Origin of the sequence: Janthinobacterium svalbardense, from assembly GCF_002327145.1 — a bacterium.
Taxonomy (GTDB): Bacteria; Pseudomonadota; Gammaproteobacteria; order Burkholderiales; family Burkholderiaceae_D; genus Janthinobacterium; species Janthinobacterium tructae.
In genome coordinates this window covers 4984130-5008365 of sequence record NZ_CP023422.1, presented here as the reverse complement: position 1 = coordinate 5008365, position 24236 = coordinate 4984130, and the positions used below count along the sequence as shown (strand labels likewise).

Here is a 24236-nt window from a genome sequence, read left to right as displayed (position 1 = left end):
TACTGCGCAGCCCACTATCGAATCTCCGTTGCTCGCTGTACTAAAGTACAGCTGCGCTACTCAATCCGATATCGGGCTTGCTCGCTACGGTTTTCAGAGGGCCTTGGGCCAACTGAACACATTCAAAAAAAGGAACCGCAAGGTTCCTTTTTTTATGCGCCTGCCAGTTCCACCGTCAGTCCCTCGCAGGCGAGGAACACTTGCAAGCCACCCAGGCGGCTCGCATAGCGGCCCATCACGTCGGCAAACACGGCTTCGAGCTGCTCGTCGCTGCGGGTTGGCTCGTGGTGGGTGCAGTACAGGCGCCGCGCGCCGCAGCGCAGGGCCAGGTCGAAGGCGGCGTCAAAGGTGCCGTGGCCCCAGCCCTGCTTGGCCGGGTATTCCTCGCGCGTGTACGAGCAATCCATGATCAGCGCATCGACGCCGGCGACCACTGCGTCAATACCGGCCTGGCGCTGCACATTGCGCTCGGCGCAGGCCGCATGCTCGGCATGGCCGGGCGGATGCAGGTTGTAGAATGGTTCATGGTCGCCGCTGAAAAACAGCGAAGCGCCGCCGCAGTCGATGCGGTAGCCCAGGTTGACCACCGGATGGTTCATTTCCGCGCCGCGCACGCAAGCACCTCCCACCTCGACGGTTTCGCCGGGCGCCAGGGTGCGGTAGTCGATGCTGGCCGCCATGGCCGCTTCGCTGACGGGAAAATAACTGCCTTGCAGCTGCACCGCCATCACGTGTTCGATGCCGCGTCCGGCGACGGCATCGTAGGCGCCGTGCAGGCGCATGCGGTTGCCGGCCACGAACAGGGGAGAAAACATGGGCAGGCCGTGGATGTGGTCCCAGTGGCTGTGCGTGATGAAGACGTGCGCATCGACGGGCAGGCCGGGCGGCAGTTGCTGCGCCAGCGAGAAGATGCCGCTGCCCGCGTCGAGAATGATCAGGCTATCGTCGTTGGTGCGTACTTCGATGCATGTGGTATTGCCGCCATAGCGCGCCGTGCGCGGGCCGGGGGAGGGGATGGAGCCGCGCACGCCCCTGAACGTGAATTTCATTCAGTACCTTGTTACAGTGTAATTATTGTTGATTCTATTCTAATTAATGAAATTGGCGGCAACATTTATGTATGTTGCAATACGGAAAGTTATTTCGTTTTGTTGTAACTTAGTAATGTACAGTGCGCTGGGTGGCCGTTACACTGGCGCTTGCCGACTTCCCCTTTTTTTGCTTGCCCATTACCTGATTGCCATCAACATGCCTCAGCTGCACCCTGAGAAAATCGCCCACCGACTGGAGCAATTGACCGAACTCAGTGTCGCGCTCGGCCACGGCCTCGGTGGCCAGGGGCGCGATATCGGACCGCTGTTGCAGCGCATCGTGCTGCTGGCAAAAAGCATGAGCGGTGCCGATGGCGCCACCCTGTACCGGCCCATGGCCGATGGCCGCCAGCTGGCGTTCGACATCAGCGTCAACGACAGCCTGGGCATCGCGCAGGGGACCGACATGGGCTTGCCGGGCGTGCCCCTGTTCGATGGCGCGGGCCAGCCCAACCTGGCCTCGGTGGCGGCGTATGCGGCGAACATGCGCCGCAGCGTGAATATCGCCGATGTCTACCACGACGAGGGCTTCAATTTTTCCGGCATGCGCGACTTTGACCGTCACCATGGCTATCACACGCAATCGATCCTGACGGTGCCCATGAGCGACCACGAGGGCGATCTGATCGGCGTGCTGCAACTGGTCAATGCCAAGGATGGCGACACAGGCCAGGTGCGCCCCTTTTCCTCCACCGACCAGCGCTTCATCGAGGCCCTGGCCGCGCAGGCGGGCGTGGCGCTGACGAATCAGCTGCTCATTTCGCAGCTGGAGGAGCTGCTCGAATCGCTGGTTACCCTGATCAATATCGGCATCGATGAAAAGTCGCCCTACACGGGACGGCATTGCCAGTTCGTGCCCGAGCTGACGATGCTGCTGGCCGACGCCGCGCATGCGACCGAGACTGGTCCGTTGGCCGATTTCCGGCTCAGCGACAACGAGCGCAAGCAGTTGTGGCTGGCCGGCCTGCTGCACGATTGCGGCAAGATCACCACGCCCGTGCACGTGGTCGACAAGGCCACCAAGCTGGAAACCATTTTTGATCGGATCGCCCTGATCGACACGCGTTACGAAGTGCTGCTGCGCGATGCCGAGATCGCGGCCCTGCGCCAGCAGGCGGCGCAGCCGCAGCAGAAGGACGCCATCGCCCGCGCGCTGGAGCTGGAACAGGCGGCCCTGCGTGAGGAGCGCGACTTCATCCGCACGGTCAACATCGGCGGCGAGAGCATGGCACAGGCCGACCAGGAAAGAGTGCGGCGGATCGCCCGGCGCCGCTGGCGCGCGGCCGATGGCGAACTGCGCGATTTTCTCGACGCCGACGAGACGGAAAACCTGACCATCCGCGCCGGCACCCTGACGGCGGCCGAGCGGGCCATCGTCAACAACCATATCAGCGTCTCGATCCGCATGCTCGAAGCGCTGCCGTGGCCCAAGCACCTGCAGAAGGTGCCCGAATATGCGGGCGGCCACCACGAGCGCATGGATGGCAAGGGCTATCCGCGCGGGCTGACGAAAGAGCAGATGTCGGTGCCGGCGCGCCTGATGGCGATTGCCGACATTTTTGAGGCCTTGACGGCGCGCGACCGGCCGTATAAGAAGGGCAAGTCGCTGTCCGAATCGCTGCGCATCCTTGGCAATTTCAGCCTGAACGGGCATATCGACCCGGAGCTGTTCGACGTTTTCATCCGCAGCAAAGTCTATCTGGTCTTCGCTGAAAAGCACCTGCATCCGAGCCAGATCGATGCCGTCGACGAGGCGGCCATTCCCGGTTACGTGCCCTGATGCGCTCGCTTGCGGTCATGAAAAAGCATGGCGCCCGGCTGCTGCTGGGCGCGCTGTTGACGCTGCTGGCCGCCTGCGCCAGCATCGGCCTGTTCGGCGTCGATACCTTGGGCCGGCTGGACGCCATGCTGGGCGACATGCGCATGCGTGCCGAAGCGCCGCAGCTCGACAAGCGCATCGTGATCGTCGATATCGATGAAAAAAGCCTGAACCAGATCGGCCGCTATCCCTGGGGCCGCGACGTCCAGGCGCGGCTGGTGACGCAATTGACGGGCCACTATGGCGTGGCGGCGCTCGGCTTCGATATCTCGTTTCCCGAACCCGACAGCAGTTCCGGCTATGGCGTGCTGGCCGAACTGGCCAAGGGCGAACTGGCCGGCGTGCCGGGCTTGAGTGACCAGCTGGAACGCCTGAAACCGCAGATGGATTACGACGCCCTGTTTGCCGAGGCGATGCGCGGCCAGCCGGTGGTGCTGGGCTATAGCGTGTCGGACCGGCAAAAGAAAGGCATGCTGCCCAAGCCGGCGTTTAGCGTGCTTGATCTGAATGGGCGCACGGTGACGGCGTTTACGTCGCCCGGCTATGCAGCCAACCTGGCGCAGCTGCAACAGGCGGCGCAAGGGGCCGGCATCTTCACGGCCCTGACCGACAGCGACGGCGTGCTGCGCTCATCGACCCTGTTGCAACGCATCGGCGACGCGTATTACCCGTCGCTGTCGCTGGCCACGGCCAGCGTGTATCTGAAGGCGCGCGCGATCGCGCCCGTGTTCGGCCAGACCGCCGACAAGTTGTCCGAGGCCGAGCGCGAGCACGGCGGCCTGGACCGCATCGCCGTATTTACGCCGCGCGGACGCCTCGATATTCCGGTCGGCGAAGCCTTGACCACCACCATCGAGTTTCGCGGCAAGGGCGGCCCGGACGGCGGCGCCTTCCGCTATGTGTCGGCGGCCGACGTGCTGATGGGGGCGGTGCCGACGGACGTGCTGTACGGCGCCATCGTGCTGGTGGGCACCACAGCCGCCGGCCTGAACGACATTCGCGCCACGCCCGTCAATGCCGAGTTTCCCGGTGTGGAAGTGCACGCCAACCTGATCAAATCCATCCTTGACGGCCATTTCAAGTCGCGCCCCGACTATGCGCTGGCGATCGAGTTCGGCCAGGTGGTGCTGGTGGGCTTGCTGCTCGGCGGCGCACTGGCGCTGGCCACGCCGGCGGCGGCCGTGTTGCTGGCCGGCGCGGCGCTGGCCGGCGCGCTGGGCCTGAACTGGTGCTTGTATCGCTACTTCGACGCGGCGCTCGATGTTGCCGTGTTGCTGCTGTTGATCGCGGCGCTGTTCGTCGCCAATCTGGCCTGGGGCTATTTTTTCGAAGTGCGCAAGGGCAGGGCGCTGGTGGCGCGCTTCGGCCAGTACGTGGCGCCGGAACTGGTGGCACAGATGGCCGACAATCCCGGCCGCTACAGCATGGATGGCGAGAGCCGCGAGCTGACGGTGCTGTTTGCCGACGTGCGCGGCTTTACGGCCATTTCGGAACAGATGACGCCGCAGGAGTTGCGCGAATATATCAACCTGTACCTGACGGCCATGTCGGAAGACATCCGCGACAGCCACGGCGGCACGCTGGACAAGTATATCGGCGACGCCGTGATGGCGTTCTGGGGCGCGCCGGTGGCGTTTCCCGACCATGCGGGCCGTGCCGTGGCCAGCGCCCTGCTGATGCAGCGCAGCGCAGGTCGGTTGAACCAGCAATTCCAGGCGCGTGGCTGGCCGCCGCTGCAGATCGGCATCGGCCTCAACAGTGGCGTGATGCATGTGGGCGACATGGGCTCGCGCATCCGCCGCGCGTACACCGTGATGGGCGACGCCGTCAACCTGGGCGCGCGCCTGGAAGGCATGACCAAGGTGTATGGCGTGGGCATCGCCGTGAGCGAATTCACGCGTGCGCAGGCGCCGCAATTCGCCTACCGCGAACTGGACCGCGTGCGGGTCAAGGGCAAGACCGAACCGGTGGCCATTTTCGAGCCGCGCTGCTTGCTGGCCGACGCCGATGCCGGCGAACTGGCGCTGCTGGCGCGTTGGTCGCGCGTGCTGGAACTGCTGCGTGCGCGCGACTGGGATGGCGCAGAGGCAATCTTGTCGGAACTGCCGGACGATGGGCTGCGCCGGCTGTATTGCGCGCGCCTGCGCCAGTATCGCGCAACGCCGCCTGGCGAAGACTGGGATGGTGTGACCAACTTCCAGACCAAGTAACCATCGCCAGCGGAGATATTTCTGACTGGAAATCAAAATCCGTCTAAACTTTGTTTTTAATTAATTGATGGCCCAGCCGCGCCTGGCTGGCCATGCAACCACAAGAACTCTCTCTCATGAATTATCGTCTGGTGCGCCTGCTTGCAGGTTCCGCGCTGTTGTTCTGCGCGGCATGCGCAAACGCCCAAACCCCCGCCGCCGACAGTGCCGTCCCGCTGTTTGATATCGCCCGCTACGAGGTCAGCGGCGATACCCTGCTGGGGCCGCAACTGGTGCAATCGCTGGTGGCGCCGTTCGCCGGCCGGCAGCGCGACTTTGGCGCCATCCAGCAAGCCGTCGAGGCGCTGGAAAACGCCTACCGCGCGCGCGGCTACACCCTGGTGCAGGTGGCCTTGCCGGAACAGGAGCTGGCGCATGGCGCCGTGCGCCTGGAAGTGTTGCAGATGCAGCTTGGCAAGGTGGCCATCAGCGGCAACCAGTATGTCGATGACGCCAATGTACGGCGCGCCTTGCCGGCGCTGCTCGAAGGGCAGACGCCGAACATGCCGGCCCTGGGACAAAGCCTGAAGCTGGCGAATGAAAATCCGGCGCGCAAGCTCGAAGTCAAGCTGGCTACCGGCGAGGCAGACGGCACGCTCGACGCCAGCATTGCGGTGGCGGACGAACGCGCCTGGAAAGCCACGCTCAACCTCGACAATACCGGCAGCAAGGACTCCGGCAAGACCCACGCCAGCGTGGTGCTGCAGCATGCCAACCTGTGGGGCCGCGATCATGTGGCCAGTCTGCAATACACCACTTCGATCGAGCACGCCAACCAGGTCGGTGTGTACGGCCTCGGCTACCATGTGCCGCTGTATGCGCTGGGCGACTCGCTGGACTTTTTTGCCAGTTATTCGAACGTCGATTCGGGCAGCGTCGCGGCCGGTATCTTCGACCTGGCCGTCAGTGGCCGCGGCACCACCGCCGGCGCGCGCTACAACCAGAACTTCGGCAAGCGCGACAACTATGAACCCAAGCTGGTGTATGGCCTGGACTTCAAGGCCTACCGCAACAGCCTGCAGTTCTTCGGCATGGAGCTGGGCACCGATGTGACGGTGCATCCCGTCAGCATCGCCTACATCGGCGCCTGGAGCTTGCCACGTGGCGAGGCCAGCGTGGGCCTGACCCTGGCGCGCAATATTCCCGGCGGCAAGAATGGCAGCCAGCAGGATTTTACGCTGGCACGTTTCGGCGCCAAGGCCGGCTACAGCACCTTGCGCCTGAGCGCCAGTCATGCCCAGGTGCTGGACAACGACTGGCAATGGCGCGCGTTGTTCAACGGCCAGTACACGCCCGATGCGCTGGTGCCGGGCGAGCAGTTCGGCGTCGGTGGCGCGGCCACCGTGCGCGGCTTCCTGGAACGCGAAGTGGCGAACGATTCCGGCGCCAACCTGAATCTGGAACTGTACACACCGAACTGGTGCGGCGATGGCGGCTACCAGTGCCGCGCGCTGGCGTTTTATGACACGGGCTGGGTGCGCCGCAATCATGCCTTGCCCGGCGAAATCGACAGCATGGCGATCGGTTCAACCGGCCTGGGCCTGCGCATCCTGCTGAACCGCTACGCCAACCTGCAACTGGACTATGCGCATGTGGTCAACCCCGGCCAGACGGGGCGCCGCGACGCCAACCGCCTGCATTTCAGAGTTGCGCTGTCGTACTGATGTACTGAGTTCCAAGGATAAAACACCATGACCCAACAAAAACCACTGCGCAGCGTGCCTGCTGGCGGCCCTGTCGAGCCGCCGCTGCGCCGCACCGCGCTGGCGCTCCTGATTGCCGCCTGTTTCAGCGCCGCCCACGCCAATCCGGTCTTGCCGCAAGTGGTGCATGGCCAGGCCACGTTCAACCAGCAGGGCAATCTGTTTACGATCACCAACACGCCCAATACCATCATCAACTGGCAGAGCTTTTCCGTCAATCCGGGCGAAATCACGCGTTTTCTCCAGCAAAATGCCGGTAGTAGCGTACTCAACCGCATCACCGGACAAGACCCCAGCAAGATCCTCGGCTCCCTGCAATCGAACGGCAAGGTCTTCCTGATCAATCCGAACGGCGTGCTGTTCGGCCGTGATGCGCGGGTCGACGTGGCGGGCCTGGTGGCGTCCAGCCTGGCGCTGTCGAACCAGGATTTCCTGGCCGGCAAGATGCATTTCAATGCCGGCGAGCAGGCCGGCGCCGTTATCAACCAGGGAACCATCCATGCCGCCAGCGGCGGGCAGATTCTGCTGATCGCGCCGAACGTGGAAAACAGCGGCATCATCACCGCGCCGAACGGTGACGTGTTGCTGGCCGCCGGCCACAGTGTGCAACTGGCCGACGCCGCCAACCCCGACTTGCGCGTGGTGCTGTCTGCCCCCGCGGACCAGGCCATCAATGTGGGCCAGATCGTGGCGCAGGGCGGGCGCATCGGCATGCTCGGCGCGCTGCTGAACCAGCGTGGCGTGCTCAACGCCAATAGCGCGATGCTCGGCGAAAATGGCAAGATCGTGCTGAAGGCCAGCGGCAAGACGTTGCTGGAAAACGGCAGCGTCACCAGCGCCACCAGTGCGGTGGGCAAGGGCGGCGAGATTACCGTGCTGGGCGACCAGGTCGGCATGCAAGGCAACGCCAAAGTGGACGCCAGCGGCGCCCTTGGGGGCGGTACGGTCCTGCTGGGCGGCGACTACCAGGGCAAAAACGTGGCGATTGCCAATGCGCGCCAGGTGGCCGTCGGCAAGGATGCCAGCATAGCCGCCGACGCGATTCAAAGCGGCGACGGCGGCAAGGTCATCGTCTGGGGCAACGAGACGGCGCGCGTGTTCGGCAGCATTTCGGCGCGCGGCGGCGCGGCCTCGGGCGATGGCGGTTTCGTGGAAACCTCGGGGCACTACCTGGCCGTCGACGGCGCCAGGGTCGATACGCGCGCCCGCGCGGCGCGCGGCAAGACGGGCGACTGGCTGCTCGATCCCTACGATATCGACGTGGTCACCGGCAATGGCGGCGCGCTGAGCGGCGTCAACGATTTTACGGATGCGCCGACGACGGGCACCACCACTATCGGTGCCGGCCTGATTTCGGCGGCCACCAGCAATGTGGTGCTGCAGGCGCAGCACGACATCAACTTCAACGCAGCCGTCGCCATCACTCAGGCCAGCGTGGGACTCACGGCGCAGGCTGGCAACAGCATCAACGTCAACCAGGCCATTACCACCAATGGCGGCGCGCTGATCCTGTCGGCCAACGACAATGGCGGCGCCACGGCACAAGGCAGCTCGGCCGTCTTGCATATCGATGCGGCCCTTTCCAGCCAGGGTGGCAGCGTTGCGCTGACGGGCGCCGATATCGTCTTCGGCGTGGCGGGCAGCTTGCATGTCGGCGGCGGCAATGCGGAACTGCGCGCCAACAAATTCGACGGACGCATCGTCCTCGATGGCAGCGGCGGACAGATCGTCGGCACGGCGGTGGGGCAGACATTGCTGTTGCAGGCCGATAACATGAATTTGCAGGGCGGCGTGGCCTACGGCGGTGCGGCGGGCGGCGCTGCGGTGACCTTGCGCGCGGAGTCGGCCAACCGTGAAATCAATCTCGGCAGCAAGGCGCTTGGCAAACTCAGCCTGTCCAGCGCCGACCTGAATGCCATTTCCGCAGCGAATCTCACGCTCGGCCATGCCGCCATGACAGGCGCCATCGGCGTCGACCAGGCGGTGACGGTGGCGAGCGGCGCCACGGGGCCGGCTACTTTGCAGCTGGTGACGGGCGGCGCCATCGCGATCGATCATGCGCTCGCTGTGGCCGGCAGCCTGAGGCTCACTGCGGGATCGACAGTCAGTGCGGCGGGCGCCGTGAATGTGGGGGCGACCTTCAGGTTGGCCAGCGGCACCTGGACGCAAAATACGGCCGGCCTGCCAACCTTTTCAGCCAGTAATTTCATCATCGCTCCCGGCGCCAGTTTCTTGCGCGCTACAAACGGCGACGGCAGCGCGGGCGCACCGTATGTCATCGCCGACGTGTATGGCTTGCAAGGCATCGCCAGCCTGGACCTGAGTAACAGTTATCGCCTGGCCGGTAATATCGACGCCAGCGGCACGGGCGCCTGGAATGACGGCGCCGGTTTTCGTCCCATCGCGCATAGCGATTCGGGCGGTTTTTCCGGGGTGCTGGACGGCGCCGGCTATGCCGTCAGCGGCTTGCAAATCCACGGTGAGAGCGCGCCGAACGGTAACCTGAACACCGGCCTTTTCGGCAAGCTGGGTAACGGCACGACAGGCACGGTGCGCCAGTTGAACCTGCTGGGTGGCAATGCCAGCGGCAACAACAATGTGGGCGCCGTGGCCGGCGTGGTCGCTGCGGGCGGCACGATAGAGCAGGTGCACAGCAGCATGAGCGTGGCCGGCCAGGATGGCGTCGGCGGCCTGGCGGGCATCAACCAGGGCCGCATTGCCGTGTCGTACGCCACCGGCGGCGTCACGGCTTCCGGCGAACGGGTCGGCGGCCTGGTGGGCGATAACAATGGCGCCATCTCGCAAGCGTATGCCACCGGTGCCGTGGGCGGCGGCGCCAGTGTCGGCGGCCTGGTCGGACGCAATGGCGGCACTATCGAAGACGCCTATGCGACCGGCGCCATCGGCTTGTCCGCCAATAGCGCGGCGAGCCAGCAGAATCTGGGTGGTGTGATTGGCTGGAGCGTGGCGGGCAGCAGCGCCAGCCGCCTGTATTTCGCAGGTACCGTATCGGGCAGCGGTTTTGCGTCGGGCACGGTGGGTGCAGTGGTCGGACGCGCAGATTCGGGCGCGGTTGTGGGGCCTGCCTTTTTCGACGCGCAAAGCGCCGGCACCGTGAACGACTACGGCGGCTCCACCGGGCGCAGTACGGCCGAAATGAAGCAGCAAAGCAGCTTCGGCGGCTTCAATTTTGGCGAGAATGCCATCTGGCGCATCTACGATGGCCATACCACGCCGCTGCTGAAGGCTTTCCTCACACCCTTGACAGTAACCGCCAGCGGCGCGGCCAGCCGGGTCTATGATGGCCAGGTGGCCAGCGTCGGCCAGCTCAGCTATATTGGACTGCTCAATGGCGACCTGGCAGCCAGCGGTACGGCCAGTTACGGCAACGCTCGCAATGTCGGCAACTATGCGCTGGGCGGCCTGTGGTCGACCCAATACGATATCAGCTATGCCGGTACCTCCACCGTGGCCATCACGCCGCGCGCCCTCAGCGTTATTTTAAGCGGCAGCAAGGTGTATGACGGTCAGCTCGGCTTTGCCAACGCGACCTTCAGCCTGGGCAACACGGTCAGCGGCGATACCGTGGGCGTGACCGGCAGCGCGCAGTTCGTCGACAAGAACGCCGGCAGCGGCAAGGCCGTCAATCTCAGCGAACTGACCTTGTCCGGCAGCGCGATGGGCAACTACAGCCTGGCTGCCACCGCCATCGGCACGGCCGAGATCACGCAACGCACCTTGAACCTGGCCTTTGCCGGCGCCAATAAAGTCTACGATGGCAACACCTCCGCGTCATTGACGATTACCGATAATCGTATTGCCAACGATGTGCTGACGGCAACAGCGTCCGGTGCATTTGCCGACAAGAATGCCGGTGCCAACAAAGTGGTTGCCGTGCAAAACGCCAGCCTGTCCGGTACCGATGCCGCCAACTATGTGCTGGCCTCGACCACCGGCGCCACCAGCGCCAGCATTACCCAGCGCGAACTGGCATTGGGCTTTGCGGCAGCGGGCAAGACCTACGACGGCAACACCGCCGCCACGCTCGCCATCACCGACAACCGTGTTGCCAACGACGTGCTGACGGCAACGGCCAGCGGCGCATTCGCTGACAAGAACGCCGGCAGCAACAAAGTCGTGACGGTGCAAAACGCCAGCCTGTCCGGCACCGATGCGGCCAACTATGTACTCACCTCGACCACCGGCGCTGCCAGCTCCACCATTGCCCAGCGTGAGCTGGCGCTGGGCTTTGCGGCCGCAGGCAAGACCTATGACGGCAACACCGCCGCCACGCTCGCCATCACTGACAACCGTATCGCCAACGACGTGCTGACGGCAACGGCCAGCGGCGCATTCGCTGACAAGAATGCTGGCAGCAACAAAGTCGTGACGGTGCAAAACGCCAGCCTGTCCGGTACCGATGCCGCCAACTATGTGCTCACCTCGACTACTGGCGCCACCAGCGCCAGCATTACCCAGCGCGAACTGGCGTTGGGCTTCACTGCCGCCGGCAAGACCTATGACGGCAACAGCGCCGCCACGCTCGCCATCACCGACAACCGTGTTGCCAACGATGTGCTGACGGCAACGGCCAGCGGCGCATTTGCTGACAAGAATGCCGGCAGCAACAAAGTCGTGACGGTGCAAAACGCCAGCCTGTCCGGCACCGATGCGGCCAACTATGTACTCACCTCGACCACCGGCGCCACCAGCGCCAGCATTACCCAGCGCGAACTGGCGCTGGGCTTTGCGGCGGCCGGCAAGACCTATGACGGCAACACCGCCGCCACGCTCACCATCACTGACAACCGTGTTGCCAACGACGTGCTGACGGCAACGGCCAGCGGCGCATTCGCTGACAAGAACGCCGGCAGCAACAAAGTCGTGACGGTGCAAAACGCCAGCCTGTCCGGCACCGATGCGGCCAACTATGTGCTCACCTCGACCACCGGCGCCACCAGCGCCAGCATTACCCGGCGCGAACTGGCGCTGGGCTTTGCGGCCGCAGGCAAGACCTATGACGGCAACACCGCCGCCACGCTCACCATCACCGACAACCGTATCGCCAACGACGTGCTGGCGGCAACGGCCAGCGGCGCATTTGCGGACAAGAATGCCGGCAGCAACAAAGTCGTGACGGTGCAAAACGCCAGCCTGTCCGGCACCGATGCTGCCAACTATGTGTTGGCCTCGACCACCGGCGCCACCAGCGCCACCATTACCCAGCGCGAACTGGCGCTGGGCTTTGCGGCCGCAGGCAAGACCTATGACGGCAACACCGCCGCGTCATTGACGATTACTGATAATCGTATCGCCAACGACGTGCTGACGGCAACGGCCAGCGGCGCATTCGCTGACAAGAATGCCGGCAGCAACAAAGTCGTGACGGTGCAAAACGCCAGCCTGTCCGGCACCGATGCTGCCAATTATGTACTCACCTCGACCACCGGCGCCACCAGCGCCAGCATTACCCAGCGCGAACTGGCATTGGGCTTTGCGGCCGCAGGCAAGACCTACGACGGTAACACCGCCGCCACGCTCGCCATCACCGACAACCGTATCGCCAACGACGTGCTGACGGCAACGGCCAGCGGCGCATTCGCCGACAAGAATGCCGGCAGCAACAAAGTCGTGACGGTGCAAAACGCCAGCCTGTCCGGCACCGATGCGGCCAACTATGTGCTCACCTCGACCACCGGCGCCACCAGCGCCGCCATTACCCAGCGCGAACTGGCGCTGGGCTTTGCGGCCGCGGGCAAGACCTACGACGGCAACACCGCCGCCACGCTCGCCATCACCGACAACCGTGTTGCCAACGACGTGCTGACGGCAACGGCCAGCGGCGCATTCGCTGACAAGAACGTCGGCAGCAACAAAGTCGTGACGGTGCAAAACGCCAGCCTGTCCGGCACCGATGCGGCCAACTATGTACTCACCTCGACCACCGGCGCTGCCAGCTCCACCATTGCCCAGCGTGAGCTGGCGCTGGGCTTTGCGGCCGCAGGCAAGACCTATGACGGCAACACCGCCGCCACGCTCGCCATCACTGACAACCGTATCGCCAACGACGTGCTGACGGCAACGGCCAGCGGCGCATTTGCCGACAAGAATGCCGGCAGCAACAAAGTCGTGACGGTGCAAAACGCCAGCCTGTCCGGCCTTGACGCAAGCAATTACACCCTGGGCACGACCGGTGGCACGGCAACGGCCAGCATCGCGCAGCGTACGCTGAACCTGGGCTATACGGGTGTCGACAAGGTGTATGACGGCGTGACCGGCGCGCAGGTGGCGATCAGCGACGACCGCATCGCCGGCGATGCGCTGAGCGCATCGGCCAACGCGGCCTTCGCCAACAAGAATGCCGGCGGCGGCAAGACGATCACGGTACAGAATGCCAGCCTGTCCGGTAACGATGCTGGTAACTACCGCCTGGGCGACACGACTGGCGCGACCACGGCCACTATTGCCCGCGCGGCATTGACCCTGGCCAGCGTCAGCGCCAGTGACAAGGTGTACGATGGCACGCAATTGGCCAATGTCAGCGGCACCGTGGCGGGCGTGATCGGCCAGGATGCCGTCAGCCTGGTGGGCGGCAGCGGCACGTTTGCCGACCGCAACTATGGCAGCGGCAAGACGGTCAATGTCAGCGGCTTTGGCCTGTCGGGCGCGGATGCCGGCAACTACGCTTTGACCTCGACCGGCGGCGTCGCGCAGGCCAGCATTGCCCAGCGCGCCCTGTCGACCTGGATCGGCGCGGCCGGTGGCTTGTGGAGCGACGCCGCCAACTGGGAAGGCGGCGTGGCGCCAAGCGGCGCCAATGTGCTGGCGGCCGATTTCGCGGCCAGCACCGGCAACGTGGTGTACACGGCGGCGGCCGGCGACACCGTGCTTGATCGCTTGAGCTCGCGCGGCGGCCTGAATCTCACCGGCGGCAGCCTGCTGGTCAATAATGCGCTGACGGTGGCCAACTATGCGCAGACCGGCGGCTTGCTGGGCGGCCTGGGCAATGTTACGGTCAGCAACAGCTTCAGCCAGAGCGCCGGCACCATCCATATCGGCGGCAACCTGGCCGTGACCCAGGCCGCCGGCGACCTGCGTTTCGCGGCCTTGACCGCCAATGCCATCAGCCTGAACGCTAACGCGGGCGCTATCAGCCAGAGCGGCGCCGTGGTTGCCAGCAGCCTGGCCACGCAATCGCAAACCGGTACCGTGCTGAACGACGCCGGCAACCGTGTCAAGCACTTCAGCGCCGGCAACAGGGGTGCCGGTGGCATTGCCCTGACCAATAACAGTGCGCCTGACGTGCTGGTGCTGGGCGGCCTGTCCACCGGTTCCGGCGATGTGCGCATCGAAAGCACGGGCGGCATCGAGAGCCATGCGATCAATGCCAATAGCGGCAATGTGAGCCTGATCGCACACAGCCCCGTCAATGTGCAGGGCGCCATCATCGGCAACGACGTCACCGTCGACGCCAGCACGGATGTGGCCTTCGGCGACGGCGCGCGCGTCAATGCGGCACGCGCCATCGCGGTCACGGCCGGTACCAGCGTCACCTTTGCTGGCGCAGCCAGGCTCGATGTGCAGGCCACGGGCGGCATCGCCGTGCTGGCGAAAAACGGCGACCTGACCGCCGCCGGGACCGTGCGCATCGACAGCCGCGGCGCGCCCGTGTCGCTGCTGGCGCCGAATGGCCGGGTCAACGTGCCGGCCTCGGTGCTGGTGGCCCAGCCGGTGACGACGCCCGTGGTGCCGCCAAGCACCATCATCCGCGCCGTCAATACCTTGCCGGCGCTCAGCGAGCAATACAACCCGCTCAACCAACTCACTACGCCCAACAACGTGACCGCGCCGCTGCTGGCGGGCGCTACATCCAAAGAATCGACGAAGGAAGCAACAGATGATCCTCAAAATGGTATCAAGAAGACCTTTTGCAACTAGGCCGATGCTGGCGGGCGCCATGCTATGGCTGGTGCTGATGAGCATCAGCCTGCATGCGTTCGCCCAGGTGGCGGGCACGGTGACGCAGCTGAGCGGGCCGATGATGGCGAAGAAGGCCGACGGCAAGGTCAAGATATTGTCGCTCAAGTCCGAGGTGGAGGCGGGCGATACGCTGGTGACGGAGAAAAACACCTATGCCCTGGTGAAATTCATCGACAACAGCGAGATCACTCTGAAGCCAAGTACCACCTTCGTGGTCGAGCAGTTCGCCTACCAGGCCGATCATCCCGAGGGCGACCAGGCCTCGTTCAACCTGGTCAAGGGAGGCTTGCGTTCGCTGTCGGGTTTGCTGGGCAAGCGCAGCAAGGAAAAGTTTTCCCTGAAAACGCCGGTCGCCACCATCGGCATTCGCGGCACGTATTTCACTGCCGAGTATATCGGTGCCGGTGGCTATGCGGTACCAGGCTCGTCGCTACCCAAAACGGGATCGCCGCCAGGGGCGACCCTTGCGCCAGGGCTGTACACGTCGGTGACCACCGGACAAATCGTGGTGAGCAATCCAGGCGGCACGCTCAATTTCAGCGCTGGCCAGTTCGGCTATACGCCGAATTTCCGGCAGCCACCGGTGCTGCTGCCGACCAATCCGGGGATTCCGTTTACGCTGCCGCCGGTGTTCAATGCCAGCACGGGTCCGAGCGCCAGCAATACCACGCCGGGCAAGTCGAACAACGTCGACTGCGAAGTACGCTAAGTTTCGCTTGACCTTCCCATCATGGTAGGGACGATCCTGTAGACATCATCTCTCGTCTACAGGATCCGCGCCATGCAGCCAGCTTCCCCTTATGTGCAATCGTTCACGGTCGAAGGCATGACCTGCGCCTCGTGCGTGGCCCGCGTTGAAAAAGCGCTGGCGGCCGTGCCGGGCGTGACCAGCGCCAGCATCAACCTGGCCACCGATACGGCCAGGGTGGCGTCCAGCCAGAACGTTCCGCTGGCTACCTTGCAGGCGGCGGTGGACAAGGCCGGCTATGCGCTGGCCAGCACGGACATCGACCTGTTGGTGGCCGGCATGACGTGCGCCTCGTGCGTGGGCCGGGTGGAAAAAGCCTTGCTGAAGGTGCCGGGCGTGCTGGCCGCCAGTGTCAACCTGGCCACGGAAAGCGCACGCATCAAGGTGACGGGCGGTGTGACAGCGGGCACCCTGATTGCCGCCATCGACAAGGCTGGCTATGCCGCCACGCTGCCCGCCGCCAGCCAGGCCGGCGCGCCTGCCGCCGTGCCCAACCGCGACGGCATGAAAGTGGCTTTTGCGGCCGTGCTGGCCTTCCCATTGATGTTGCCCATGCTGCTGGAATGGGCAGGCATCCATCTGATGCTGCCAGGCTGGCTGCAGTTCGCGCTGGCCACACCCGTGCAGTTTTACTTTGGCGCGCGCTTCTACAAGGCGGGCTGGAAGGCGGCGCGCGCCGGCAGCGGCAATATGGACTTGCTGGTGGCGCTGGGCACGAGCGCCGCATATGGCTTGTCCGTCTATCAATGGCTGGCGGCGGGCGAGATCTTGCCGCACCTGTACTTCGAAGCGTCAGCCGTCGTCATCACTCTGGTGTTGCTGGGCAAATGGCTGGAAAGCCGCGCCAAGCGTCAGACGGCCTCGGCCATCCGCGCGCTGCAAGTGTTGCGTCCGGAATCGGCCCGCGTGCGCCGCGACGGCGTCGAGATCGATTTGCCCGTGGAACAGGTGAAGGTGGGCGACCTGGTGGTCATCCGCCCCGGTGAACGGGTGGCTGTCGATGGCGTGGTGGTGGAAGGCGCCAGCCAGGTCAACGAATCCCTGATCACGGGTGAAAGCTTGCCGGTCGATAAGCATCCGGGCGACAAGGTCACGGGCGGCGCCATCAATGCCGATGGTTTGTTGCTGGTGCGCACGCAAGCCGTGGGCGGCGAGACGACCCTGTCGCGCATCATTCGCCTGGTGGAAGACGCGCAGGCGGCCAAGGCGCCCATCCAGCATCTGGTCGACAAGGTCAGCGCGATTTTTGTTCCCGTGGTGCTGGTGCTGGCGCTGCTGACCATGCTGGGCTGGTGGTTTGCGACCGGCGAGCTGGAAAATGCCATCATCAATGCCGTGGCCGTGCTGGTCATCGCCTGCCCATGCGCGCTGGGCCTGGCTACGCCGACGGCCATCATGGCCGGCACGGGCGTGGCCGCCCGCTACGGCATCCTGATCAAGGATGCGGAAGCGCTGGAAGTGGCGCACGCCGTCGATACCGTCGTGTTCGACAAGACGGGCACCCTGACGGTGGGCAAGCCTGCCTTGGCGGCCCTGCATGCGCATGGTATCGACGATGCACGGCTGCTGCAACTGGCGGCCAGCATCCAGCGTGGTAGCGAGCACAGCCTGGCCACCGCCGTGCTGGATGCGGCCAGCGCGCGCCATATCGAACCCTTGCCAGCCACGGGCCTGTCGGCCTTGCCGGGCCGCGGCCTGGCGGCCCAGGTCGATGGCCTGGAATTGAAACTGGGCAGCTCGCGCCTGATGCAGGAATTGCACGTGGACATGACGCCGTTGGCGGCACAGGCCTTGTCTCTGGAAAATACGGGCAACACGATTTCCTGGCTGGCCTCGGGTACGCAATTGCTGGGGCTATTTGCCTTCAGCGACCAGGTCAAGCCGAATGCGCAGGCGGCCATTGCCCATCTGCACAGCCTGGGCATCCGCACGGTGATGTTGACCGGGGACAACCAGGGCAGCGCCGACGCCGTCGGCAAGCTGCTGGGCATCGACACGGTGGCGGCGAAAATGCTGCCGGCCGATAAAACCGCTAAAATCACCGCACTGAAAGGCGCGGGCGCCAGGGTGGCCATGGTGGGCGACGGCATCAACGATGCGCCTGCGCTGGCGGCAGCCGACGTGGGCATCGCCATGTCGACGGGCACCGATGTGGCCATGCATGCGGCCGGCATCACGCTGATGCGTGGCGATCCGGCCCTGGTGGCGGACGCCATCGATATCTCGCGCCGCACTTACAGCAAGATACGGCAGAATCTGTTCTGGGCATTTATCTACAATATGATCGGCATTCCGCTGGCTGCCTTCGGCCTGCTCAACCCCATGGTGGCGGGCGCGGCGATGGCTTTCAGTTCCGTCAGCGTGATCAGCAATGCCCTGTTGCTGCGCCGCTGGAAAGCCCGCAGTCATGCAGGCAGCGCGCATACCAAGGAGTCATAGCATGAATATCGGCCAGGCAGCCAGTGAAACGGGCGTATCGGCAAAAATGATACGCTACTACGAAAGCATTACCTTACTCAAACCCAGCGCGCGCAGCGACGCGGGCTACCGCATCTACACGCCGAACGACTTGCACGCCTTGCGTTTTATCAAACGCGGGCGGGGCCTGGGCTTTTCGCTGGAACAGATCCGCGAACTGCTGTCGCTGTGGCAAAACGATCAGCGCGCCAGCGCGGACGTGAAAGGCATCGCCCTGGCCCACGTCGCCGAGCTCAACAAGCGCATCGCCGAACTGACGGAAATGCGCGACACCCTGGCCCACCTGGCGCAATCGTGCCATGGCGATGACAGGCCCGATTGTCCCATCCTGCAAAGCCTGGGGCTGGCCGGCGATACGGAAGCGAAAGCCTGTTGCCATTGAGATAAATCCAAGGGGCTAGTTTGGCGTATGCACCGTCACCGGCCCACGATACCGGGGCACGGCCGCATATTTGAAACCCAGGATTGCTTTCAATCAGGAAGGCCTTTTCCGTCACTATCCGGAACTGGGCGGGTAAACAGAAACAGCCGGCGCGAAGGCCTAATGCCGTTCAGTTAAGCTGTCCGACGCATTTAAAGGCAAAGGTGTCAGGCGTAAAAACGTAAAAATGGCGGGCCGGAGACGCGAGCCCGAGAAAATGCCGATGGCGGCGTTGCAGCTCCTCGCCGTACATGCGTACTGTCTTCGTCGCTGCGCCTTGCCCTCGACATTTTTCAGGCTCGCTTGGCCCGGTACACCTGTGCGGGCGGTTGGGGCTTTAATCCGTTTTGCAGCTCTACTGGTCGCGTAGGGGCGCTATCTGAACGGGATTAGGCGCGAAGGCCGGCTGTTTTATGGATGCCACTGCTGTTATTGCGCGCTGGTGACGGGGTAGCCCGCCTCGACGATGGCGGCGCTGATGGCGCCCAGTTCGGCGGGCGATTCCACCGTGACGCGCTTGCTGGCCAGGTCGATCTGCACCTGTGCGGCAGGATCGACGCCTTGCACCGCTTTCGTGACCGAGCCGATGCAATGGCCGCAGCTCATGTTTTCAACTTGTAACTGATACATGCAAGCACTCCTTGAATGATTAAGTGCTTCCACTGTAAGCCTTCCCCCGATGGTAAGGTCAAGGGAAAAGCTGCCGTACGGATCAATTCAGCAGAAAATCGTCAGCTTGCATGGGTGGCGGCACATGCTCATCCTGCACGGATTCGCGCAAGCTGATTTCGATGGCGCGGCACATTGCCGACAGGGGCAGGTCGTTGGCATCTTCGCCGAACGGTTCCTCGATCTCGTCGCCCAGGGCATCGAGGCCAAAGAAGGTATAGGCGACGATGGCGACGACGAACGGCGTCATGAAGCCCAGCGAGTCGACCAGGCCGAAAGGCAGCAGGAAACAGTACAGATAAGCCGTGCGGTGCAGCAGCAGCGAATACGAGAAGGGTATCGGCGTGCTGCGGATGCGTTCACACGAGGCGCCCGCCGCTACCATGGCCGAGACCGTGTTATCGATCTGTGCGGTGAGGATGCTGTCGATACGGCCTTGCCGGACGCAGTCGGCCAGGTCGTGGCCCATCTGCAGCATCAGGTAGTCGGACGGGTTCGAGGCCTTGCAGGCCGCTTCCCATTCGGCCGGGCGCAGCAGCGGCTGCAAGTCGTCCGGTCCGCGCGTGTCGCGCAGCTGGTGGCGCAGGGCGTGGCAAAAGGCGATGGTGCGGTAGATCATGCGCACGCGCACATCGTCCAGGCCCAGCCGGGCGTGGGCTGGCGTATCGCTGCGGATCATGGTCTGGCACTGGCGCGAGAAATTACGGCTACGCAACACCAGTTCGCCCCACAGCTTGCGCGCTTCCCAGTAGCGGTCGTAGGCGGCCGTGTTGCGAAAGCCCAGGAAGATGGCCAGCGGCAAGCCGATCAGGGTAAACGGGATGGTGGTGAGGATGATCTTGTGGTCGAACAGCGTGCCGTGGCACCAGGTGACCAGGGTGGCGATCAGGGTGTTGACGATGAGAGTGGTGCGGATGCGCGGCAGGACGGAGCCGCGCACCACCAGGAACAGCCTTAGCGCCGAAGGACGCTCGCGCACGATCATGCTGTGCTCCCGGTTTGGGGCTGGTGATTGGCAAGGGGGGAAAGACAGAATGGCAAATACCGGGAACAAAAAGCCCGCTGTGTGTGCGGGCTGAGCAGGGTGTGCATGGGAAACAATGTAGGGGAAACGGCTTGAGTATAGGCCGCAGACCTGTTTCCAGCCAATTCACAGTGGTGATAGCGGTTATTCACTTCATGAATGAATATTTCATTTGTAATTATTTGTGTGAATTTCAGCTATTTGGATCCTGTCCCTGCCTGAGCTTCTTGCGGTGTGCTGCCTGCTGCTGTTTCAATGTCTCGCTTGTTGTATAGCTGTTTCGAAACCAGCTTGTATGTTTGTTGCGACCCGGCCAATTGCAGCTCAGCACATTTGCCACGTCGGCGCAGTCGCAGGCGCAGTCGACCAAGGGTACGTCGCAGTCGCAATACCCCGCCTGGGCCTGGCGGCGCGCGCTGCGCCGCAGGCGCACAAGCGCCGTTGCAATAGCACCAGTCCCGGGCGCAAGCCGTGGCGTGCGATGACGCGGTAGCCATAGTTGGAACAGCTAGTGCCCCCCGTCAGCACGCGGTAGACACAGCTAAAGCCTTTCCGGGGCGATACATAGCGTTGGTAGGCGCGGATCGCCCACAGGGCCAGGTGCTTGCCGCAGGTGTCGAATGAGAAAATGCCAGCTCCTTTTGCTGATGGCGTCAAGACAGTGGTGCGAGCATACGATAAGTATCCAAAAAATAATAGCGGCTCAAAGCCGCTGCGCCAGCAGGGGCAGGATTTTTCGCGCCAAGGCTGACCGATTCGCATTCTCAAGGCACCTGCTAAGTAGGGGAACCATTTCAGCAGTCACCAGAGAGGCTTTACACCATGTCCGTCAGTCGCAAGCAACACCACCATATTTCTGCACCAAAAGTCCTTCCCATCGCCCGTGCCGTGTCGCTGGCCGTGTGCAGCCTGGCGCTATACGTTGCCATGCCAGTCCTGGCGCAGGCGCAAGCAGCCAATGCCCAGCAGGCTGGCGTTACGCGCCTGGCCTACAGCATCCCTGCCGGTCCGCTGGCGCCCGCGCTGCGCAGCCTGGCCAGCGCCGCGAATGTCTTGCTCAGTTACACGCCCGACCAGGCCAGCGGCAAGAGCACGGCCGGCTTGCAAGGCCAGTACACGCCGCAGGCTGCCCTGGCGGCCTTGCTGGCGGGCACGGGCTTGCAGGCAGTCGAACTGGAGGCAGGCAGCTATGTGCTGCGCGCCGCGCCTGCCGTGGCCAGCAAGGCGCCCGACGCCGTCATGCCATTGATTACCGTCAAGGCGGCGGCTGACGCGGGCGAGGGCACGGTGTCGCGCGCTTATGTGCCCATCAGCGTGGCCGCCACCAAGATGGGCACGCCATTGATCGAGACGCCGCGCGCCATTTCCGTCGTCACGCGTGAACAGATCAAGACGCAGGCACCGAAAAGCATAGAACAAGCGCTGGCCTATACGGCGGGCGTGCTGACGGACGTGACGGGCGCCGACGTGCGCATGTCGGGCGCCACCATCCGCGGCTTCAGCGATGGCAGCTCGTACTACCAGGATGGCTTGAAGCTGTTGTCGGCGGGCAGTTATGGTTCCTGGAACAGCGAAATGGAAGACCTTGACAGCGTCGAAGTCATCAAGGGTCCCGCGTCCGTCTTCTACGGCCAGGGCCGTCCGGGCGGCATGATCAACGTCACTTCCAAGCTGCCGAGTGCCGACCACGTCAATAGCGTGGGCGTTTCTGCAGGGCGCTACCAACGCTATCAGATGAATGCCGACCTGGGCGGCGCCGTCGCGGGCAAGGATGACTTGTTGTACCGCGTCACGCTGACGGGCCGCGATGCCAACGACCGTCCCGTCGAGTCGAAGAACAACCGCGTTTCCATCTCGCCCTCGCTGCGCTGGGACCTTTCGGCGCGCACCAGCCTGACCGTGCTGGGCACGTATTCGCAAGAGCGGGGCACGCCGAAACCATGGTGGCCCAGCCTGTTTGTCTATCCGCAAATCAAGGACTTGCCCGTCAGCCGCACGGCGGGCGATCCGTCCTTCGACTCTTTCGACCGCGATACGCGCGCCCTGGGCTATATGTTCGAGCATGCAACAGGGAATGGCTGGAAGCTGACGCAAAACTTGCGCTATGCCACCATCAAGGTCGATTACCAGCATATCTACGCCATGGCTTTGCTGGCGGACGGCCGCACGGCCACGCGCGGCAGTCTGGCGGAAAAAGTGGACGGCAGGACCTGGACGGTGGACAGCCGCGCGCAAAAGGACTTTCGCTGGGGCGAGATCGAACATCGTTTCGTGGCGGGCATCGATTACCTGAAATACAAGGAGAATGACGGTTTGGGCTTCGGCTGGGACGTGCCGAACCTGGATATTTATTTGCCGGTGTACCATCAGGCGATCGCCGTGCCTGAACTCGACCATACGGATACTGACCTCAAGCAGACGGGCATCTACACCTTGAATCAGTTCAAACTGGGACCATGGGTGGCGAACGCCAGCCTGCGCCACGACCGTGCGCGCAGCACGCAGGTCAATGCCGCGACGACGCGCATCGACGAGCATGCCACCACGGGCAGTGCCGGCGTGCTGTATCTGTTCGACAATGGCGTGGCGCCGTATGCCAGCTATGCCACGTCGTTCGACCCGGCCACGGGCCGCGACTTTGACGGCAAAGCTTTTCAGCCACGCAAGGGCAAGCAGGTGGAGCTGGGTATCAAGTACCAGCCTGCGGGTACATCGACCATGCTGACGGCGTCGTTGTTTGATCTGACGCAGACGAATGTCACGACGCCAGATCCGCTGCACCCACGTGCGTCGATACAGACGGGCGAGGTGCGTTCGACGGGCTTGGAACTGGAAGGCACGTTCAAACTCTTGCCCGAGCTGAGCGTGCTGGCCGGCTACACCTATCTTGACCCGCGCACGACGAAGAGCAACCACGCCTATGAAATCGGCCGCCAGACCCTGCAGACGACACGTCATGCGGCCAGCGTCTGGCTCGACTACCGGCCCATGGCCGTGCCCGGCCTGATGCTCGCCGGCGGTCTGCGTTACCGTGGCAGTTCTCCCTACAATGGCGCCGCCAACGCGCTGTACATGAATGATCCGTACACGCTGGCCGATATCGCCGTGGCCTACGAAACGGCGCGTTACCGCCTGGCCTTGAATATCGGCAATGTATTCGACAAAAAATACTTTGGCGGCATCTTCCGTGGCGCGGAACGCGAAGCCCTGTTGAGCCTGAAGGTGTATTTCTAGACGGTAGCCAGAGCCGGGGCCGTGCGATTACAGCCCCGGCATGCGCCAGCAATACACGGCCAGTGCCACTACCCACGCCAGCAAGATCGCCAGCCCCGGCAACAGCATCCATTTCGTCAGCGTTTCTTCCCACGCCACAAAAGCGCGTCCGCCGCGTGCGATGGCCAGCAGCGCCTGCCCGCCGTTCAAGCCGGCGAACGGCAGCAGGTTGAAGGCGCACAGTTTCAATGAGAACAGGGCGAATACCAGCGCAAAGCCGTGCGTACGGGCAAACGTTTCCCCTTCACCCAGCAATTCCTGCGCCGTCGACAGCGGCGCCAGCGCGCCGTGGACGATTTGCCCGAAGGCGGCGACAAAGCTGTTCCAGCCCGAGGCGCCCATGATGCCCAGCGACAAGGCCAGCAAGACGACCACGCCGCTCAGCGGCAACACGAACTGCTTCCACAGCGGCTGGAAGTTATAGGTGTCAAGGCAGGGGTCGTCGTCATACAGCGTTTCTTCACGCGTATCTTTCAGCACCACATTGCCGGCCAAGGGCAGCAGTTTGACGTGTACTTTCCCCCAGCTCAGCAAGGTCGGGCCCACGCCGTAGCTGATGCTGCGCACCGTGATGCCGAACAGCCTGGCGCAGGCCGCCATGACGGAAATGTGGATCAACATGAAGATGAGGAGGCAAAGCAGCAACTGAAAGGCGGGAGGCATCGGATACGCTGTTCTGGAGGAAAGAGAGCAGTATTAGACCATGTCGCAGGAAAAAGTCGCGCACATGAAAAAAGCCCCGCCTGCATCGCTGCAGCCGGGGCTTCGAATGACTGGGGCA

The 24236-nt window shown here is 63.7% G+C and carries 13 protein-coding genes; 8 read left to right on the top strand and 5 right to left on the bottom strand.

Annotated features, from left to right (window positions below; translation table 11 throughout):
* Positions 1–152: 152 nt before the first annotated feature.
* Entirely contained in the window at positions 153–1049 is an 897-nt protein-coding gene (locus CNX70_RS22265) for an MBL fold metallo-hydrolase (protein ID WP_096237194.1), read from the bottom strand.
* Between the two features lie 199 nt (positions 1050–1248).
* On the opposite strand from CNX70_RS22265, the gene CNX70_RS22260 reads away from it, so the two are divergent.
* The 7 genes from CNX70_RS22260 to cueR all read left to right on the top strand — a co-directional run bounded on the left by CNX70_RS22260 (position 1249) and on the right by cueR (position 18450).
* Positions 1249–2871: a GAF and HD-GYP domain-containing protein gene (locus tag CNX70_RS22260; RefSeq protein WP_096238621.1), complete on the top strand. Its 1623-nt coding sequence runs from the start codon at positions 1249–1251 to the stop codon at positions 2869–2871.
* Between the two features lie 17 nt (positions 2872–2888).
* Complete coding sequence (locus CNX70_RS22255) at positions 2889–5120, top strand: CHASE2 domain-containing protein (protein ID WP_244198915.1); 2232 nt, start codon at positions 2889–2891, stop codon at positions 5118–5120.
* A gap of 116 nt (positions 5121–5236) precedes the next feature.
* Positions 5237–6823, top strand: coding sequence for a ShlB/FhaC/HecB family hemolysin secretion/activation protein (locus tag CNX70_RS22250; RefSeq protein WP_096237191.1), 1587 nt, complete (start codon positions 5237–5239; stop codon positions 6821–6823).
* Positions 6824–6850: 27 nt separating this feature from the next.
* Positions 6851–14800: a YDG domain-containing protein gene (locus CNX70_RS22245; RefSeq protein WP_096237189.1), complete on the top strand. Its 7950-nt coding sequence runs from the start codon at positions 6851–6853 to the stop codon at positions 14798–14800.
* A gap of 19 nt (positions 14801–14819) precedes the next feature.
* Positions 14820–15551: a FecR family protein gene (locus tag CNX70_RS22240; RefSeq protein ID WP_244198914.1), complete on the top strand. Its 732-nt coding sequence runs from the start codon at positions 14820–14822 to the stop codon at positions 15549–15551.
* Positions 15552–15623: 72 nt separating this feature from the next.
* Complete coding sequence (locus tag CNX70_RS22235; RefSeq protein WP_096237186.1) at positions 15624–18029, top strand: heavy metal translocating P-type ATPase; 2406 nt, start codon at positions 15624–15626, stop codon at positions 18027–18029.
* 1 nt (position 18030) lies between these two features.
* Positions 18031–18450 carry a Cu(I)-responsive transcriptional regulator gene (gene cueR, locus CNX70_RS22230; protein ID WP_096237184.1) on the top strand — a complete coding sequence of 140 codons (420 nt, stop codon included), beginning with the start codon at positions 18031–18033 and terminating at the stop codon, positions 18448–18450.
* 468 nt (positions 18451–18918) lie between these two features.
* Here the strand turns inward: cueR and CNX70_RS22225 are convergent, their stop codons facing one another.
* The 3 genes from CNX70_RS22225 to yidD form a co-directional block, all read right to left on the bottom strand.
* Positions 18919–19119 (bottom strand): heavy-metal-associated domain-containing protein, encoded by a 201-nt coding sequence (locus CNX70_RS22225; protein WP_096237182.1) that lies wholly within the window; start codon positions 19117–19119, stop codon positions 18919–18921.
* Between the two features lie 82 nt (positions 19120–19201).
* Positions 19202–20143 (bottom strand): bestrophin family protein, encoded by a 942-nt coding sequence (locus CNX70_RS22220; protein ID WP_096237165.1) that lies wholly within the window; start codon positions 20141–20143, stop codon positions 19202–19204.
* Between the two features lie 363 nt (positions 20144–20506).
* Positions 20507–20944 carry a membrane protein insertion efficiency factor YidD gene (yidD, locus tag CNX70_RS29325; protein ID WP_096237164.1) on the bottom strand — a complete coding sequence of 146 codons (438 nt, stop codon included), beginning with the start codon at positions 20942–20944 and terminating at the stop codon, positions 20507–20509.
* A 60-nt stretch (positions 20945–21004) separates the two neighbouring features.
* On the opposite strand from yidD, the gene CNX70_RS22210 reads away from it, so the two are divergent.
* Positions 21005–23416, top strand: coding sequence for a TonB-dependent siderophore receptor (locus CNX70_RS22210; RefSeq protein WP_244198913.1), 2412 nt, complete (start codon positions 21005–21007; stop codon positions 23414–23416).
* 27 nt (positions 23417–23443) lie between these two features.
* On the opposite strand, the gene CNX70_RS22205 is transcribed toward CNX70_RS22210, so the two are convergent.
* A complete protein-coding gene (locus CNX70_RS22205) occupies positions 23444–24118 on the bottom strand; it encodes a site-2 protease family protein (RefSeq protein WP_279629324.1) in 675 nt (224 codons plus the stop codon).
* Positions 24119–24236 lie beyond the last annotated feature (118 nt).